The following is a 17,097-nucleotide window of genomic DNA, read 5'->3' on the forward strand; positions in this document are numbered from 1 at the left end:
CTACCTGCTGCCCCGGCAAGATGACCCGCAGTCGGCGACCACCGACCGGTTCCCGGCGGCCTCACCGCACTACTAAGCCATCACCGCTATCGCCGCCCAGTCCTTTAGCGGCACATCCACGACGGTCCGCGTAACCGGCCCTCCCGCGACGTTCAGCGATCAAATCGATTCGGCTGAGCAGGATTTGATTGTCATCTCCGTCGTGACCGCCGGGCTGATAGCGCTGATCTTGCTGGTCATCTACAGGTCACTGTTTACCGCGTTGCTGCCTCTGTTGGTTATCGGGGTCAGCCTTGCGGTAGGGCGCGGAGTGCTCTCGGCGCTGGGCGAAGCGGGAATGCCGGTGTCGCGATTCACCATCGCGTTCATGACGGCGATTCTGTTGGGCGCCGGCACCGATTATTCGGCATTTTTGATCAGCCGGTATCACGAGCAGCGCCGCCAGGACGTCTCGGCTGACCTCGCGGTGATCAACGCAACCGCCACCATCGGCCGGGTGATCCTGGCCTCCGCCGCGACTGTGGCGTTTGCATTTCTGGCCATGGTTCTTTGCAAAGCTGAGCGTTTTTGGCGCGCTGGGCCCAGCGTGCGCGATAGCCGTCTTCGTCGGAGTCGCGGCCACCGTGACATTGTTCCCTCCGGTATTGGCGCTGGCCGCCAAACGGCGGCATTGGCGAACCCAAAGCCGACCGCACACGCCGCTACTGGAACTGGATCGCCGTGGCCGTAGTCCGCCGACCCACCCCACTGCTGGCCGCCAGCCTGGCCCTTGTATTAGGGCTAGCGGCTGTCGCGCTGACCATGCGCATGAGCTACGACGACCGCCAAGGAGAGCCGGACACAACCGCCAGCAACGAAGGTTATCACCTGCTGGACAGGCACTTTCGCAAAGATATCGTCATCACCCAGTTCATGGTCGTGGAATCACGGACCGATATGCACACCGGTAAAGGCCTGGCCGACCTGGATGAGATGGCGTCTCGCGTGTCGCAATTGCCGGGCGTCACCAAAGTATCCGGCGTCACCCGGCCCACCGGGGCACGACTCGATCAGGCACAGCTCTCTTGGCAAAACGTCCAGATCGGCAACAAGATGGCCGATGCCGTCGCCAAAGGAGACGCCCACAAGACCGATCTCACCAAACTCACCGGCGGTGCCGACCAACTCGCCAGCGGCCTGGCGCAACTTGACACCACCCTTCGCACAGCGTTGACTCCGCTGACCGGTATCCTTAACCAAGCCCAGTCCAGCGGCTCGCAATTTCAGCGCTTTCGCCCTCTGCTGCAGCAACTTTCGACTACCACACCGACCATCGACCAAGCTATCCGAGCCGGACCTGGGCTACGTCAAGAAGCTCAACAAGCTCAGAATGCGATCGCCACGATCGACCCGCTGGTCGGTGCGCTCAACACCTCCCCCTGGTTTGCCTCCACACCCGAGTGCACCCAGATCCGCGACCAGGTACGGATTCTGGTGACCTTGCGCGATGGCGGCTTTTTCAGCCAGCTCGCCAACCTCGGCGACATGTACCAGCCGGGCGGCGATACTGCGGGGGGCACCATGGCAGACCTGCAGAACACGGTCACCTCGCTGAACAAGGCGTTCGGAGCGCTCGGCGACCCCGCCGACATGGCCGGCAACATCCGCCGCCTCCAAAACGGCATCAGCCAGCTCGCATCGGGCGCACAAGCCCTAGCCACCGGTGTGCATACCCTTGCCGACAGCAACATCGAAATGTTGTCCGGCATGAGTCAGATCGCCACCCAACTACAGAATTCCGCGCGGTCCAGCGCCGGTTCGGACAACTCCAGCGGCTTTTGCCTCCCGGCTAACGCCTTCGAGAATCGCCAGTTCTCCGATGTGGCAAAGCACTTCCTGTCCGCTGACGGCAAGACCGCACGCTTCGCCATCGAATCCAGCTACAACCCCTACAGCAGCGAAGCGATGGATCTCGCTCAGAAGATCACCCAAGTTGCCGATGCTGCACGCCCAACACCTCCTTGGCCAACGCCAAAATATCGATGGCCGGATTCCCCGCCGTCAACTCCGATATCCAGCGCCTTCTGTCGGCCGACTTCCATCTGCTGGCCATTGCCACGCTCGTCATCGTCGGACTGATCCTCGTCGTTCTCCTGCGCGCCTTGGTGGCCCCGCTCTACCTGCTCGGTACGGTCGTGCTCAACTACGCAGCCGCACTGGGCATCGGGACGCTCGTTTTCCAATACGGCCTCGGTAAGAAAATCGCTTGGCTGGTACCGCTTTTGGCGTTCATCATCTTGATCGCGGTGGGCGCCGACTACAACATGCTGCTGATCTCGCGGTTACGCGAGGAATCCGCTCACAACATCCGCGTCGGCGTACTGCGCACGGTCGCAAACACCGGCTCAGTCATCACTTCCGCCGGGCTCATCTACGCGGCCAGCATGTTCGGCCTTATGGTCGGTTCGGTCGCGATCATGATCCAAGCCGGGCTCATCATCGGCTGTGGCCTACTACTCGACACCTTTGTTGTCCGCACTCTCACGGTTCCCGCGATCGCCACATTGCTCCGTGAGACCAGCTGGTGGCCGCAACGTAAACGTGAGGACGCTTGAAACTCTTGCATTTTGACTAAAATACCGACGATTACGCACCTTCATCTGAGTCATGAGCGGTGTTGGGTCCAGCGAAGCGGACGAGCTGGTCAAGAAGCTCTCCGAAACCGGCGATGTCGCCGTGGGCGGCGAAGTGTTCGGGTTCTACCGTGATGAAAACCGCTGTTGCGGTGAAACGAATGACGCCATCTTCACCGACCCCCTCGCCAGTGTAAGGCACGTCCTTGCCGCACGCTGATACGTGCGCTAATGCGGTGGGGCTGGTGTAGCGGAACCGGCGCTAGATACTCGATCGCGAGATTGCGCGTGACCGCAGGCGTGCCGGCGATCCACAGGGTGAAGCCCAAAAGGTCGTCGCACGCCGCCGCGATAGCCCCGCCGTGCGCCAAGCCGGGCGCACCGATATGACGCTCATCGAATGCCACATCGGCATATACCTCATCGTCCAGACGATAGACCTCTAGCTGCAGGCCACTGGAATTCTCGGGTCCCGCAACCCATACAGGTAGGCGTGTGTGACGGCAGGCGTTGCGGTTCAGTTGAATTTGGAGCATCCAAGGTTGCGGCCTCGTTTCCGGTTGGACGTGTTCGATAACTTCGGCCATTGCGGCCTTAAACGACGAGAAATCCCGCATTAAGGTGCCGAACGCAGCAACTTGGCGTATGCCGACCTGGCAAAGTGCAGCTCATGGTCACGGCGAGCCGCGCCGGGCGATCCAAGCGCCAGTACGGTCCGCTTCGGCGCGATACCGTTAGCACGGTACCGCAGGCATTTTGGACACGCTGCGTCACGATGGTCGAACACCGTCAGGGGGCCATTCGTCGACGCCGTCTTCGAGCGGCACATCCAGAGATCGCAGGAGCGCAGAAAAGAGTCGCCAGTTGCCAATCGCCGCGACAAGTTCTACAAGGAGCCCCGGGTCTGCTTGCAACGCATCTCGGCACACAGCCCACGTGCCATCCGAGATGGTGCCGTCACGCAGTGTCTCATCGGTCGCCGCAAGTACAGCACGTTCGGCATCGCCAAAGTGGTTAGCATTCTGCCAATCTCGCACCGCGAGCAGGTCACGCTCGGACACGTCGAGCATTCGTGCGAGTCGCCAATGTTGCGTCCATTCATAGACCGAGCCGGTGACCCAGCCGATTCGCATGATGATCAGCTCTCGCAGCCGCGCGTCGAGGTCCCCGGTCCACAGCAACGCCTCCAGCAGTCCGTTCAAGGCCATTGCCACACTAGGCTGGTGAAGCGCGATTCGGAATATCGACAACTCCGCTATGGCTTCGGGGATGCCACATTGAGCAGCGCGCCGGCGCGCGTCTGTCAGGCCGAGCATTTCGACGCGGTTTCCACTGCCCACAGTCGGTCCTTAAGTTCGTAGGTGCAGTTACTTCGTGTTGTTACGTTGTGCTGTGACCCGGGTGGGTCGGGTGAGGCGGCATGTCGGTTGCCGGCCTGGTGGTGCGGCTTGAAAGGACTGGCCGCCCGGCCTTCCTGGACTTCCTCGGGCCGCTGATTGAGATCTGCGACGTGATCGCTTGTTTAAGGAAATGCTGGCGGGGTTGTCCGTGGGGATCGTGTTGGCAGACAAGCGGATAGGAGATCGATGGCAGCGGGCCAGTTGTGGGCTGGGGTTGATGTCGGCAAGGAACATCACTGGGTGTGCGTGGTCGACAACAGCGGCACGGTGGTGTTGTCGCGCAGACTCGGCAACGAGGAGCAACCGATCCGTGCGCTGATCGGCGAGATTGACTCGTTGGCTGATCAGGTTGCCTGGACGGTGGACCTGACCACGGTGTATGCCGCCCTGTTGTTGACCGTGTTGGCTGATGCCGGCAAGTCGGTGCGCTACCTGGCGGGCCGTGCGGTCTGGCAAGCCTCGGCGGTCTATCGAGGTGGTGAAGCCAAGACCGACGCCAAAGACGCCCGGGTGATCGCTGATCAGTCGCGGATGCGCGGCGATGACTTGCCACTGCTGCATCCCGACGACGATCTGATCACCGAACTGCGGCTGCTCACCGCTCATCGCGCCGACCTGGTCGCTGACCGCACCCGCACGATCAACCGACTGCGCCAACAACTCGTTGCGGTGTGTCCGGCGCTGGAGCGGGCCGCCCAGCTCAGCGCTGACCGGGGCTGGGTAGTGCTGCTGGCGCGCTACCAGCGCCCCAAAGCCATCCGCCAGACCGGTATTTCGCGGCTGACCCGGATCCTGGCCGACGCCGGAGTGCGTAATGCCGCGGCCATTGCGGCGGCTGCGGTGGCGGCCGCCAAAACTCAAACGGTCCGACTGCCCGGCGAACAAGTGGCCGCCGGACTGATCGCTGATCTGGCGCAGGGGGTGATTGCCCTCGATGACCGCATCAAGACCACCGATGCCGACATCGAGGACCGATTTCGCCGCCATCCACTGGCCGAAGTGATCACCAGCATCCCAGGCATGGGATTTCGGCTCGGTGCTGAATTCCTGGCCGCCGTCGGCGATCCCGAACTGATCGGCTCGGCCGACCAGCTCGCCGCCTGGGCCGGGCTCGCACCGGTATCTCGAGATTCGGGAAAACGCACCGGACGACTGCACACCCCCAAGCGCTACAGCCGCCGGCTGCGCCGGGTGATGTACATGTCCGCACTGACCGCCATCCGCTGCGACCCGGCCTCCCGCGCCTACTACCAACGCAAACGAAACCAAGGCAAACGACCCATCCCAGCCACCATCTGCCTGGCCCGACGCCGCACCAACGTCCTCTACGCACTCATCCGCGACAACCGCACCTGGCAACCCGACTCACCCCCGATCACTCAGTCGGCGGCTTGACATCGTCATTGAGAGTCCTTTCAGTTGGGCACTGCTGGCACGTCAGGCCATCGGTACGAAGACGTTGTGCAAGGCCGGAATCGTGCCCGGCTCGCCATCGGCTAAGACGTCGAGTAATCGTGGTAGGCCCGCGAAACCGGCGACGTCCCGGGATAGTTCATCGAAGGGCCAACGCCCAGAGACGAGCAATTCGATCGCGCTCTGATAGGCGGGGTAATCGACCCCCAGCGAGCCGAGGACGCGTAGTTCTTTGAAAACGAGGAGGTCTGGCTCGAAGCCTGGTGCTCCGCCGCCGCCGCGGGTGCCGGCGATCACCACGCGTCCGCCTGGTCGAGCAAGTGCGACGGCGTCAGCGAATGCACCTGGCGCTTTGGCGGTGACGTCGACGACGACGTCTGCGAGTTGACCGGTCGCTCGTTGCAGGGCCTTGACCGGGTCTTCACGGGTCACGTCAATGGTCAGGTCCACGCCGAACTTGGACGCTGCGGCTAACCGTGGTCGATCGCGTGGTCCGAGTCCGGTCATAGCGACGAATGCCGCTCCGGATTCCTTCGCTGCTACGGCCGAGCAGATGCCGCGGATGCCTGGCCCCAGGACTGCGACGACGTCGCCTGACGCGGTCTCCGGCAGCGTGGCAGCCCATTTGATTCCCGCGCCCAGCGGGTTGAACAACGTAGCGACAATCGGGTCGAGTCTGTCTGGAATCGACAACAGCATGGAATCGAAGGGCAGATGCAGGTGCGTTGCGTACCCTCCCCACAGGCCGGGATCGATGTTTACGTCGACGAAGCCGAACATCGTGGCCAGTCCGTTGCGCGAGCACCTGCGATACTCACCTCGGCGGCACGCGTCGCACTCCCGGCACGATCGAAAAACCTCGACCGCAACCCGATCACCTGCCGACACACCCCAACGCGCGCTTGCGGCGTCACCGACTGCCTCAACGACACCGACGATTTCATGTCCCGGGACGAAGGCGAAGCCCGCTGGTAGGTGACCGCTGTACTGCTCGTGATCGGTTCCGCAGAGCCCGCACGCCTCGATCCGAAGGACTCCGGAGTGGCCGTCGACGGGCGGTACCGCAAGAGTGCGCCGCTCGAGGGCGCGCGGCTTGGTCAGCACGAGCGCATCGGCCTTCATGGCAGTTCGAATTCGACGCGCTGATCAGCGGGCCGCACAGTTACCTGACGTCCGACCATCATCTCTTTTGACATTTCCTTCGCCACCTTCGCATCGTCGTTGCGAGCCGCGACGCGCCGGCCGTCGGGTAGACGCGCGAGAACAGGCACCCACGAAGGGCCAACGTCGCGGTCGTGTACCACCGTGTAGCCGTCGATCGTTGCCCTACCGGATGTGTCGGCGGCAGAAGCGACTGGAACCGCAGTCGCATCAATCGCGGCCTGCGCTTCCGCCATGTCCGGTGTCTGCCACCCAGTCGGCGGCGGCGTCGCCGACCATAGGCCCAACGAGTGCTTCGTGATGTACCAACCTAATCCGGAAACCAGTCCTAGGGCGTCCGGTTCGCTTCGGCAGCGTCGAACCATCTCCACAATCGAGTGGCTGACATAGTTGTTACCCGGTCCTCCGTGGTAGGGCAATCCACCGGTCACCGTGAACCCGCGTGGATCCGCTGGATCGAGATCGAGCGCCTCGATCGCAACTTCGACCGCGGAAGGGAAGCAGGAGTACAAATCGAACCATCCGATGTCATCGGCGGAAAGGTCGCAGGCAGCTAGGAGCGCCCGTCCGACAGCGCGAATTCCCGCGGACCGACTGAGATCGGGCCGCTGAACCGGAAAGTACACGTCGTTGCAAGTGGCCGCGCACCATGGGAAAACCCATCGGTCACGAGGAACACCGATTTCGTCGGCGACTTCGGCAGCCATCATGACGAAGGCGGCTGCCATATCGACGGTGATAATGCTGTTGAGCATCTTGGGATATGGCTCGCACACCATCCGGTTAGTTGGCGAGACCGAGCTGAGCTCACTGGCAGTGCGCGCGCGCGGAAACCATGCCTGGCCGGGATGCCTCGATGCTTCGAGCGTGAAGGGGGCCATCAGGTTTCCCAGCCAGCGACGCTGCTCATCGAAGGTCCGGCCCGATCGAGCCGCAATCGCCGATTCGAAGACCGGGTACACCTGGTGCGGCCAACGCAGTCCAGCACACATCTCGGCCGCGCTCAGACCGGGGCGAGTATCGCCAAGTGACTCATCCCGGCCCTCAACGGGTTTCGGGTCTCGTCGCACCTGACCCGATCCAACCCTACGAGCTGACGCGCCGCTCTCCGCTCCGACGACTAACACCGCGTCGCTGACACCGCGCGCGATGCGGGCGCCGAGCACCTCAACGAGGTACTGAGGCGTATTACCGCCAACCGGACAACTGATGCGCCGTATTGGCGCCAGCCCAGCCGCTTCGGCAATCCTCGTCGCAGGATTGTCACGCGGAATCATCAAGATTCCGGGCGTCGCCACCATATCGATTCGATGCCCGATAGCAGCGCCCGAGTCCTGCAATGCTCGACGCACGGCCTCGGAAGCCAAATCGATGGGGTCAACGACACCGTCGTCGCGGTGCGTGATCTCACCAACTGCGACGACGACCGGAGTGCGGCGTGGAATCGGCAACGGTCAGGCCGCGGTCATCGTCGACGCCTTTGCGACATATCTGCGATATTGTCACATAAGGTGCTATACGACAACTGCTTCGATCGTCAGCCCACGAACGGCACGGGACGGCATACTTGAATGGTGACGAAAAAATCGTTGCGATGGGGCACGGCGACCGCCGCGAGCCGCGACATCGCCCGAGACCATCTGCTCGATGCCGCCGCAACGTCCCTCGAGAACAAGGGGCTACCGGGCACCACGATGGAGGACATCGCCAGGCAGGCCGGGGTGTCCCGCGCCACGGTGTATCGCTACTTTCCGAGTCGTGAATCCGTCATTTCCGGTGTTATCTTGCGGTCAGCCGAACGCTACCTCCGCCGCATTAGTGCGCGGATCGCAGCGCATGCCGATTTAGGCTCGGCGATACTGGATTTCGTCGAGGTTACACTCCGTGCGGCCCACCGTGAACCCATAATCGGATTGCTATTCGGCAGTGACGACGAACTCGCCGGCGTAGGGCTGGCCAAGGGTACGTCGGTGGCTTTGTTCGAACTCGTCGCCGAGTTCCTTCGCCCTGTCTTCGCCGCGCACTGGGATCAACTTGAGCGTGGGGTGTCGGTCGACGATGCATCCGAGTGGATACTGCGGGCTATCCTCAGCCTACTCACGGTCGAAGGCCCAAGGCAGCGCAGCCCGGAGGGCCTCGATGCTTTTCTACGAAGATTCCTGCTTCCTCCTCTGCTCACCACCACCCGGTCTTGCGCTGATGCAACAAGTACGGAGTAATGTCTCGTTAGTGGCAGCAGTATCGGTGAACGACGAGGGGCTCTAGACATGAAGTTCGAGCAGTTCAGCCAAGAGATTGCCGACGAGTTGCAGAATGCGGCGGCAACCGCGGGTGGGCTGTCCAGCTACTTGGGATTTCGGCACACCGAATTCGCCGCGGGACGTCTGGTTGTGGAGATGGATGCTCGGGACGACCTGATGACGCCGTTCGGCAACCTGCACGGCGGATGCTTGTCGGCGATGGTAGACCACTGTCTGGGCGTGGTGTTCTATCCGGTTATCCCAGCGGGATCATGGGTGGCCACAACGGAATTCAAGCTAAATCTGCTGCAGCCCGTGTCGAGCGGAGTGTGCGTTGCGGTCACCGAGATCATCGCGCTGGGCAAGCGTAGCGGTGTCGCCAGAATCGATGTCTCCAACGCGGGGCGCGCGGTATGCGCGGCGCAGGGAACCGTGACGGTGGTTAGCCCGAGGGGGTATTCCGGTTGATGGCGAGACTGAGCACGAGTGCCGTCCGAATTGGCTATCGCGGCCTAATCAAATGACTGTTACCTGCGAGCGAATCCGCACCGAAGACGGCGTCACCCTCACGGCGGATTTCTACCGGCACGACACCGCCCGCGCCGTCGTACTTCTCCTGCATGGTGGTGGTCAAAATCGCCACGCTTGGACCACCACGGCGCGCCGGTTGCATGCGCGCGGTTACACCGTCGTCGCCTACGATGCCCGAGGCCACGGCGATAGCGGGTGGGACCCGACTGGGCGATACGAACTCGCAGGACTCACATCCGATCTGCTGGCTGTGCGCGAACATGCGAGTGACGACCGCCCGCCGGTGGTCGTTGGTGCGTCGTTGGGTGGCATGACCATTTTGGGAACCCATCTGCTGGCACCAGCCGATTTGTGGTCAGCAGTCGTTCTTGTCGACATCACCCCGCGAATGGAGTTCCACGGTGCACGCCGCGTCGTGTCATTTATGGCCGCCCATCCCGACGGATTCGGCACGCTCGACGACGCGGCCGACGTCATCGCCCAATACAATCCGCACCGCGCTCGTCCCGAAAGCCTGGACGGACTGCGAAAAGTGTTGCGCCAACGCGACGATGGCAGGTGGATTTGGCGATGGGATCCGGCTTTCATCACCTCTAATTTTCAGTTCCTGCAAGGTGACCCCGCCACTGGTGCCGAACAGTTCGACGCGATCAGCGAACTGCTTGTTGAGGGGGCCCGTCGCGTGCAGGCACCAACGCTTCTGGTGCGCGGCGTCCTCTCGGATGTGACATCGCAGCAGTCGGTCGATGAATTCCTCCAGGTTGTCCCGCACGCCGAAGCGGTGGACGTTTCCGGCACAGGTCACATGGTGGCCGGCGACGACAACGACGCCTTCACTGCAGCAGTCGCCGGATTTCTCGACCGCACGATAGCCAATTCGGCCTGAGAACCTCTGAGCTGTGTGGCGCAGCCCAAAGCTGGCCATAGTTAAGGGCAGCCGACAGCTACCAAAACCAAGATATGCGTGACATCCATCCACTTAAGCAGGATGTGAATGGCCATTAGCTACAGTCGAGCGATGCACCTTCGTACCGTCTGCACCACAGTAACTTCCGGCTTGGTCGAGGGTTTCTCCCGAGACGGCGTGACCAGGTGGCGATCCATCCCCTACGCCGAGCCGCCCGTCGGGGCGTTGCGCCTAAGAGCCCCCCGGCCAATCGAGCCGTGGGAGGGAGTCTTGCCGTGTCACCGTTTCAGGTACTGTGCACCACAGCCGCGCAAATACACTTTTGTTGGCCTCGGCAAATATCAGCCGATGAGCGAAGACTGCCTGACGCTGAACGTCGTCGCGCCCGACACCAGATACGAGCGGCCGTTACCTGTGATGGTGTTCATCCATGGCGGCGCATACTTCCTCGGCAGCTCCGCGACACCGGTATATGACGGGGCATCGTTGGCTCGCAAGGGGTGCGTGTTCGTGTCAGTTAATTACCGGCTGGGCGCGCTTGGAGCAGTTGACCTCTCGTCTCTGTCTACCGACGCCTTCCGCATCGACGACAATCTTTATCTGCGTGATCTGGTTATGGCGCTCCGTTGGGTGCGTGACAACATCGCAAGCTTCGGCGGCAATCCCGACGCTGTGACGATATTCGGCGAGAGCGCAGGGGCACACGCAGTGGCGACGCTGTTGGCTGTTCCAGCTGCTAAAGGGCTGTTCGCTCAAGCCATTTCTGAGAGCCCCGCGGGAGGTTTGGCTAGTTCCCGTGAACAATCTGAAGAATACGCCGCAAGGTTTGCGGCGATTCTCGGAGCTCGGAGGCGAGACGCTGCCGCGGTCTTGCTGACCGCGCCGCCGACCGACCTCGTAGCGACTTTGGATCATCTGATCATGCAGGAAAGCCGCAACGCGCCGGGCGTATATCCGGTCGGTCCCACATATGGAACCGACTACCTGCCGCTGGATCCAATGGATTCGTTGCGCTTGGGAAAAGCACACCGAGTGCCTCTCGTCGTGGGTAACAATGCGGAAGAAGCCAAGCTGTTCACCCGCTTCCTGAAACTACTGCCAACGAACGAACCCAAGATCGAGCTGCTGCTATCGACTGTGGAATCTGCTGACCGTGAGCGGATTACGGCGGCGTACCCCTCTTATCCGAAAGCCGCTGCTTGTATTGAATTGGGAGGCGACTTCACGTTCGCATCGGTCGTATGGCAGATCGCCGACGCGCACAGCGCACACGCTCCGGTATACGTGTACCGCTATGACTACGCTCCGCGCACGTTGCGATGGTCCGGGCTGGGGGCCACTCATGCTACCGAATTGCTCGCAGTTTTCGACGTCTACAGAACGCGGTTGGGTCGGCTGCTCAGCGCGGCAGGCGACAAATATACGGCGCTGCGCATTACCGAGGATGTCCAGTCGCGGTGGTGCGCCTTCGCCCGCACAGGCGTGCCTGGCGCGGGTTGGCCCAGCCACGTCAGTGCCGACCATGCGGTGATGATCTTCGACAGGACATCGCGGGTCGAGTGTGACCCGCTTGCGGTTCGGCGCCAGGCGTGGGAGGGATTTACCTTCCGCCGCCCCTGACCGCATTCTGTGTGCATCTCGTTCCCGACATGCCGCGAACTGCCGCGGGCGAGGTATTCAAAGACAGAGCTTCGCCCGTAATTCGGCGGGGAGCGGCGTTCAGCCCTACGTTGAACCGCTGTTCGTCGCGTCAGCTGCTGATTACCACCACCACCTGGGAATGGAACCAGACGCCCAGGTAGTTGCGCGCGGAGCGCTTGAGCTTCAGCCTATCGGCTCGCGCTACGGCGGCGGGCCAAAAGTTTCGATAGTGGGATGGCCCACTCGGGTCAGAGTTGACCCTGCTGCCCGTGGCCATGAGAAAGTCCCCATCTGTGGCCGGTAGGAAGTCCCCGCTGGTGGCCAGGTAGAAGTCCCCACTCCTTTGCGGGCTCGTCGTGTCTTTTCCGGGAGCTGAGGGCCTGGGCGGTGACGGTGATAGCGCCAACTGTCACCACACCGCCCAGGGAGCTCTATTGAAGTCTGCAAGGGAGCGTATGAACATTATTTCGGCGTATCACCAGGTCGGCACCTATCGCGGCGCGGCCGAGCTGTGCGGCACCACCCATAAAACGGTCAAACGGGTCATCGAGCGGGCCGAGGCTGGTGGGCCGCCGCCGCGGGAGCCACGGCCCCGCAACCTCGACGCGTTCACCGACCTGGTCGCCACCCGGGTCAAGAGCTCGAACGGCAAGATCTCGGCGAAGCGGCTGCTGCCGGTGGCCCGCGCCGCGGGGTATCAGGGTTCGGCACGAAACTTCCGCCGGTTGGTGGCTGAGCAGAAAGTGTTGTGGCGCAAAGCCAACAAGCATCAACGCAGGCCGGCAGTGTGGTCACCGGGTGACTACCTGGTGATGGACTGGGCCGAAGCCGCGCCAGGGTTGTTGGTGTTCTGCGCGGTCCTGGCCTATTCGCGGTGGCGGTTCGTGCGGTTTGCCGCCGATCAGAAAGCCTCGACGACGTTGGCGATGGTCGCCGAAGCCCTGGAGGCGATCGGCGGGGTCCCGGCCAAGGTACTGGCCGACCGGATGGGCTGCCTCAAAGGTGGTGTGGTCGCCAATGTCGTTGTCCCGACGCCGGATTACGTGCGGTTTGCCTCCCATTACCCGTTGACTGAACTACGACACGCCTAGCCGCTGGTAGGCGCTCTTTTTCGGTGTTGTGGGTTAACGTCTGGGCCCGTGTCTGTTGATGGGGAGCAAGAGCGCGACATCGCGGTCCTGTCGGTGCCGGTGCTCGGCTCGTTGGTGCAGACCAATGATTCGTGGGAGCCGTTCCGGTTGGTCGACCCGACCGGTGCCGTCGTGGATGGGGTGTCGGCGTTCTTCCGTGATCTGCAGGCCGCGGGGAGATCGGAGGCGACGATCCGGTCTTACGGGATGGATCTGCTGCGATGGTTCCGGTTTTTGTGGGCGATCGAGGTTCCGTGGCAGCGGGCGACTCGGGTCGAGGCCCGCGACTTTTCGCGCTGGATGCTGGTGGCCGGCAAGCCAGCTCGTCCGCACTGGCGACGACCAACGGTCGTTCCGAAGACGAAGCAGCGCAAGGAGTCCTACTCGGCGTCGGTGCGTGCGCATAGCGAAACGGTGTTGCGGTCCTTCTACGACTTCCATCTGGATGCCGGCACGGGGCCGCTGGTCAACCCTTTTCCGCTGGACCGGGCGCGGCGAGGGCGCCGGGCCCACGCGCATCACAATCCGATGGAACCACACCGTAATGAGCGCAAGGGCTTGTATCGGCCGTCGACGCCGTCGCGGATTCCTCGCAGCATCCCCGACGAGGAGTTCAACGAGATCTTTGCGCGGCTGCCGTCGCAGCGCGATCGGGCGTTGGTGGCGTTCTACGTCTCCACCGGGGCAAGGGCCTCGGAGCTGCTCTCGGCTACTCAGGGTGGTGTCGACCCGGGCAGGGGCGTGATTGCGTTGACTCGCAAGGGGTCTCGGGCGATCCAGGAACTGCCGGCTTCTTCGGATGCCTTCGTGTGGTTGCGGCTTTATCAGGTCGAGATGAAGGGCCGTGTTCCGCAGGGTCGGCATCAGCCGTTGTGGTGGACGTCCCGAACTCCGTTGCGGCCGTTGACCTATCATGCGGTGCATCGGATGTTCGAACGGGCCGGGCAAGGCGCCGGAAGCACCGCGACACTCCATGCCTTGCGGCATACCGCGGCGTATCGGATGGCCGAGGACCCTGATCTTCCGTTGACCGATGTTCAGTTCGTGCTGGGTCATGCGTTGCTGACCACCACGCAGATTTACCTGACCCCGCGCAAGCAGGACGTAATCCGCAGAATCCTCGCCCATCATGCCCAGCAGACGAAAAAGGCCGCCGAGCGAGTGCAAGCACCGCCGGCACCTGGCTACCGCCCTGAGACACTGCGGGTGCTGTTCGGCGGTGAATCGCGATGACGGTGACCAGCATCGAGCAGCCCGCTGTCGCAGCGGCGCTGCCGGTCGATGCGCCAGTGGCGATGATCGCGTCTGCCCGGTCGCCCGGTGCAGAATGGCCGCGGACCCGGCAGGACCGCCAGAGCATCGACTCATTGTTGACTCAGCCGCCGTTCGCGCCGCCCAAACGTCACCGCCGTCACCCCGGCGCCTACGACGTCGCAGTCGGCTTGATGTTGGACTGGCTGCTGGACCAGCCGGGAGGTACCTGGCAGGACCGGTGGCTGGCCAGCGGCGCGGACGCCGACGGACGGCGCTGGCGGCACATCCCCGTGGGATGGCTGACCGCGCGTGGCCATGACCAGTCGTGGGCACATGACTGGTTCTTCCGGGCGTTGTTCACCGCCTTCGGCGCCGATCTCATCCGACCCTCGTTGAGTTGGCTTGCCGCAGCGCATTTCCGGCGCGGCATCCTGACCAACATTATGGCGCGCTGCCGCGATGCCGCCGGGTTCACACGCCTGCAAGCACTATGTTCGGGCGACCCGGACGTGTCATCAGCCGCGGTGACCCGCACGACCTACCGAGCGTCGCTGATCCTGGCGGCCAAGGGCGGCGCCATTGCCGACATCACCATCGGCGACATGCTCGAACTGCTCGACGCTGAGGCCGTGACGCTCAGCACCGCTCCTGGCGCCACGCATTTGTTCTACCGGGTATTGCGCACGATGGGTGTCTTCGGCGCCGATGCGCCGGCGACTCTGCGGGAGTTGCGCACGGTCGGGCAACGCACACCTGAGCAGTTGATCGACCGGTACGGGCTGGTCTGCCGTCCCATCCGCAATCTGCTCGTGGACTACCTCAAGGAACGCCAGCCCGCCCTGGACTACACCAGCTTGAACAGCCTCGCCAATTTCCTCGGCGGCCTGTTCTGGGCAGACCTGGAACGTCACCACCCCGGCATCGACAGCCTGCACTTGCCGCCCGAGGTCGCCGAGGCATGGAAACAGCGGCTACGCACGGTTCCCAAGACCATCCGAGCATCCGACGGCAGCGCGACTCAGACCCAGGTGCCGCGGATCAACTACCGTGAATGCCTCACCCCGGTGCGGGGCTTCTATCTCGACCTCGCTCACTGGGCCGTCGAAGACCCCGCCCGCTGGGCCGCCTGGGTGGCGCCCTGCCCGGTCGGGAGTGAAGAGATCAATCGGCGAAAAGACAAGCGGCAACGCAAGTCCCGCATGGACGCACGCACCCGTGAACGGCTGCCGGTGCTGCCGACACTGCGCCGCACCGCCGACCAGCAGCGCCGCGACGCCGCCCAGGTACTCGATGCAGCTCGCAGCACCCCGATCGGGCAGACCTTCACCGCGGCCGGCCGGACCCTACTGCGCATCGACTCGCCCCGCGCGGCAGCGGTCAAGGTCTGGGCCCAAGACGTGGGCACCGGCGCCCGCCATGATCTAGTCAAGCAGGAAGAGCAGGCCTTTTGGGCCTACGCCGCAATTGAGGTGTTGCGCGCGACCGGCATCCGCATCGAAGAGCTCACCGAGCTCTCACACCACAGCCTGGTTCAATACCGGCTGCCCACTACCGGCGAACTCGTGCCGTTGCTGCAAATCGCACCGTCGAAAATCGATGCCGAACGGCTCCTGGTGGTCAGCCCCGAACTCGCCGAGGTTCTCAGCGCGGTCATCTGTCGCGTCCGCGACACCAGCGGCGCGATTCCGCTTGTCGCCGCCTATGACCACCACGAACGCATCTGGCTGCCACCACTACCGTTGCTGTTTCAGCGTCGCAGAGGCTGCGAGCCTCGCGCCATTAGCGCCTCGGCGATCCGCTCCATGCTCGATGACGCCATCGCCGCCACAGGACTCACCGAGCCAGCAACAGGGCAACCGCTGCGATTTACGCCCCACGACTTCCGAAGGCTTTTCATCACCGACGCCGTCCTCAACGGGCTGCCGCCTCACATCGCCCAGGTCATCGCCGGGCACCGCGACATCAACGTCACCATGGGCTATAAGGCCGTCTATCCCGACGAGGCCATCCAATCACATCTGGCATTCCTCGCCCGCCGCCGCGACCTGCGGCCCACCGACGAATACCGCGCCCCCACCGATGAGGAATGGCAGGAATTCCTGGGCCACTTCGAACGCCGCAAAGTCTCCATTGGCACCTGCGGACGCGCCTTCGCCAGCAGTTGTGTTCACGAGCACGCTTGTGTCAGATGCCCGCTGCTCTGGCCTGACCCGACCCAACGGCACCGTCTGCTCGAGATCCGCGACAACCTGCTCGCTCGCATCGCCGAAGCCGAACGCGAAGGCTGGCTCGGCGAGGTCGAAGGACTCCAAGTCAGCCTCGCCGGCGCTGAAGACAAGCTCGCCCAAGTCGACCGGCGCAGCCGCGAACAGGCACCCGTGGAACTCGGAACACCTACCCTCCCAACGAAAACACCCAAGCGTAAGGAGACAGCTCCGTGAGTCTGACGTTCTATGTCCTGTTGTGGGCCCATCCCGGGACCGAGGACTCGCTGGTCGCCTACGAAGATACAGTCCTCTGCCTTGTCGCCGACCACGGCGGCAAGGTCCTGCAACGCGCGCGGAGCGACGGCGCCGAAGGTCGCCCACTGGAAATTCAGTTATTCGAGTTCCCCTCCGCTGAGGCGTTTGACGCCTACATGGCAGACTCGCGCCGAACGGCGCTGGCGTCCGAGCGCGACCGTGCTATCGCAAGGACCGAACTCATCAACGTCCAGCTGGTGTGATGCTGGCCGGTGGCTGCCTGTGAGGTTAATAGCTAAGGCGCACAGAAAAATTCAGACAATCCTGACGGGCCGTTGAGTTCAGA

Annotated in this window: 11 protein-coding genes and 3 pseudogenes; 10 read left to right on the top strand and 4 right to left on the bottom strand. The window is 63.1% G+C overall.

Annotated features, from left to right (window positions below):
- Positions 1–76: 76 nt before the first annotated feature.
- A pseudogene (locus tag AWC17_RS03215) lies at positions 77–2,594 on the top strand (MMPL family transporter); the annotation flags it as partial.
- A 31-nt stretch (positions 2,595–2,625) separates the two neighbouring features.
- Here AWC17_RS03215 and AWC17_RS03220 read toward each other — a convergent pair.
- Both AWC17_RS03220 and AWC17_RS03225 read right to left on the bottom strand, forming a co-directional pair.
- Positions 2,626–3,095 (bottom strand): annotated as a pseudogene (locus AWC17_RS03220) (PaaI family thioesterase).
- 287 nt (positions 3,096–3,382) lie between these two features.
- Positions 3,383–3,952, bottom strand: coding sequence for a carboxymuconolactone decarboxylase family protein (locus AWC17_RS03225; protein WP_372457562.1), 570 nt, complete (start codon positions 3,950–3,952; stop codon positions 3,383–3,385).
- 246 nt (positions 3,953–4,198) lie between these two features.
- Here AWC17_RS03225 and AWC17_RS03230 point away from each other — a divergent pair, with 246 nt between their 5' ends.
- Positions 4,199–5,407: an IS110 family RNA-guided transposase gene (locus AWC17_RS03230; RefSeq protein WP_007172600.1), complete on the top strand. Its 1,209-nt coding sequence runs from the start codon at positions 4,199–4,201 to the stop codon at positions 5,405–5,407.
- Positions 5,408–5,449: 42 nt separating this feature from the next.
- Here AWC17_RS03230 and AWC17_RS03235 read toward each other — a convergent pair whose 3' ends face one another.
- Together AWC17_RS03235 and AWC17_RS03240 are read right to left on the bottom strand one after the other, a co-directional pair.
- Complete coding sequence (locus AWC17_RS03235) at positions 5,450–6,547, bottom strand: zinc-dependent alcohol dehydrogenase (protein ID WP_007172287.1); 1,098 nt, start codon at positions 6,545–6,547, stop codon at positions 5,450–5,452.
- Positions 6,544–8,037: an acetyl-CoA acetyltransferase gene (locus tag AWC17_RS03240; RefSeq protein WP_007172286.1), complete on the bottom strand. Its 1,494-nt coding sequence runs from the start codon at positions 8,035–8,037 to the stop codon at positions 6,544–6,546. The genes AWC17_RS03235 and AWC17_RS03240 overlap by 4 nt, the downstream gene beginning before the upstream one ends.
- 120 nt (positions 8,038–8,157) lie before the next feature.
- Here AWC17_RS03240 and AWC17_RS03245 point away from each other — a divergent pair, with 120 nt between their 5' ends.
- From AWC17_RS03245 to AWC17_RS03280, 8 genes and pseudogenes are all read left to right on the top strand, one after another.
- Positions 8,158–8,805: a TetR/AcrR family transcriptional regulator gene (locus AWC17_RS03245; RefSeq protein WP_046182710.1), complete on the top strand. Its 648-nt coding sequence runs from the start codon at positions 8,158–8,160 to the stop codon at positions 8,803–8,805.
- Positions 8,806–8,853: 48 nt separating this feature from the next.
- Positions 8,854–9,294, top strand: a complete 441-nt coding sequence (locus AWC17_RS03250; protein WP_007172283.1) for a PaaI family thioesterase — start codon at positions 8,854–8,856, stop codon at positions 9,292–9,294.
- Between the two features lie 52 nt (positions 9,295–9,346).
- Positions 9,347–10,243: an alpha/beta fold hydrolase gene (locus AWC17_RS03255; RefSeq protein ID WP_033721570.1), complete on the top strand. Its 897-nt coding sequence runs from the start codon at positions 9,347–9,349 to the stop codon at positions 10,241–10,243.
- A gap of 132 nt (positions 10,244–10,375) precedes the next feature.
- Positions 10,376–11,884 (top strand): carboxylesterase/lipase family protein, encoded by a 1,509-nt coding sequence (locus AWC17_RS03260; protein ID WP_033721569.1) that lies wholly within the window; start codon positions 10,376–10,378, stop codon positions 11,882–11,884.
- A 455-nt stretch (positions 11,885–12,339) separates the two neighbouring features.
- Positions 12,340–12,969: pseudogene (locus AWC17_RS03265) on the top strand (helix-turn-helix domain-containing protein); the annotation flags it as partial.
- A 75-nt stretch (positions 12,970–13,044) separates the two neighbouring features.
- Positions 13,045–14,268, top strand: coding sequence for a tyrosine-type recombinase/integrase (locus AWC17_RS03270; protein ID WP_042909842.1), 1,224 nt, complete (start codon positions 13,045–13,047; stop codon positions 14,266–14,268).
- Positions 14,265–16,730: a tyrosine-type recombinase/integrase gene (locus tag AWC17_RS03275; protein ID WP_046182709.1), complete on the top strand. Its 2,466-nt coding sequence runs from the start codon at positions 14,265–14,267 to the stop codon at positions 16,728–16,730. Before AWC17_RS03270 ends, AWC17_RS03275 begins: the two co-directional genes overlap by 4 nt.
- Entirely contained in the window at positions 16,727–17,014 is a 288-nt protein-coding gene (locus AWC17_RS03280) for a DUF1330 domain-containing protein (protein WP_042909843.1), read from the top strand. Before AWC17_RS03275 ends, AWC17_RS03280 begins: the two co-directional genes overlap by 4 nt.
- Positions 17,015–17,097 lie beyond the last annotated feature (83 nt).

Source organism: Mycobacterium nebraskense (genome assembly GCF_002102255.1).
GTDB lineage: Bacteria > Actinomycetota > Actinomycetes > Mycobacteriales > Mycobacteriaceae > Mycobacterium > Mycobacterium nebraskense.

What these genes read in the sequence shown, in the direction of transcription:
- AWC17_RS03230 (WP_007172600.1), top strand. Translation starts at nt 4,199, where the DNA reads ATGGCAGCGGGCCAGTTGTGGGCTGGGGTTGATGTCGGCAAGGAACAT.
- AWC17_RS03235 (WP_007172287.1), bottom strand. Translation starts at nt 6,547, where the DNA reads ATGAAGGCCGATGCGCTCGTGCTGACCAAGCCGCGCGCCCTCGAGCGG.
- AWC17_RS03245 (WP_046182710.1), top strand. Translation starts at nt 8,158, where the DNA reads ATGGTGACGAAAAAATCGTTGCGATGGGGCACGGCGACCGCCGCGAGC.
- AWC17_RS03250 (WP_007172283.1), top strand. Translation starts at nt 8,854, where the DNA reads ATGAAGTTCGAGCAGTTCAGCCAAGAGATTGCCGACGAGTTGCAGAAT.
- AWC17_RS03255 (WP_033721570.1), top strand. Translation starts at nt 9,347, where the DNA reads ATGACTGTTACCTGCGAGCGAATCCGCACCGAAGACGGCGTCACCCTC.
- AWC17_RS03260 (WP_033721569.1), top strand. Translation starts at nt 10,376, where the DNA reads ATGCACCTTCGTACCGTCTGCACCACAGTAACTTCCGGCTTGGTCGAG.
- AWC17_RS03275 (WP_046182709.1), top strand. Translation starts at nt 14,265, where the DNA reads ATGACGGTGACCAGCATCGAGCAGCCCGCTGTCGCAGCGGCGCTGCCG.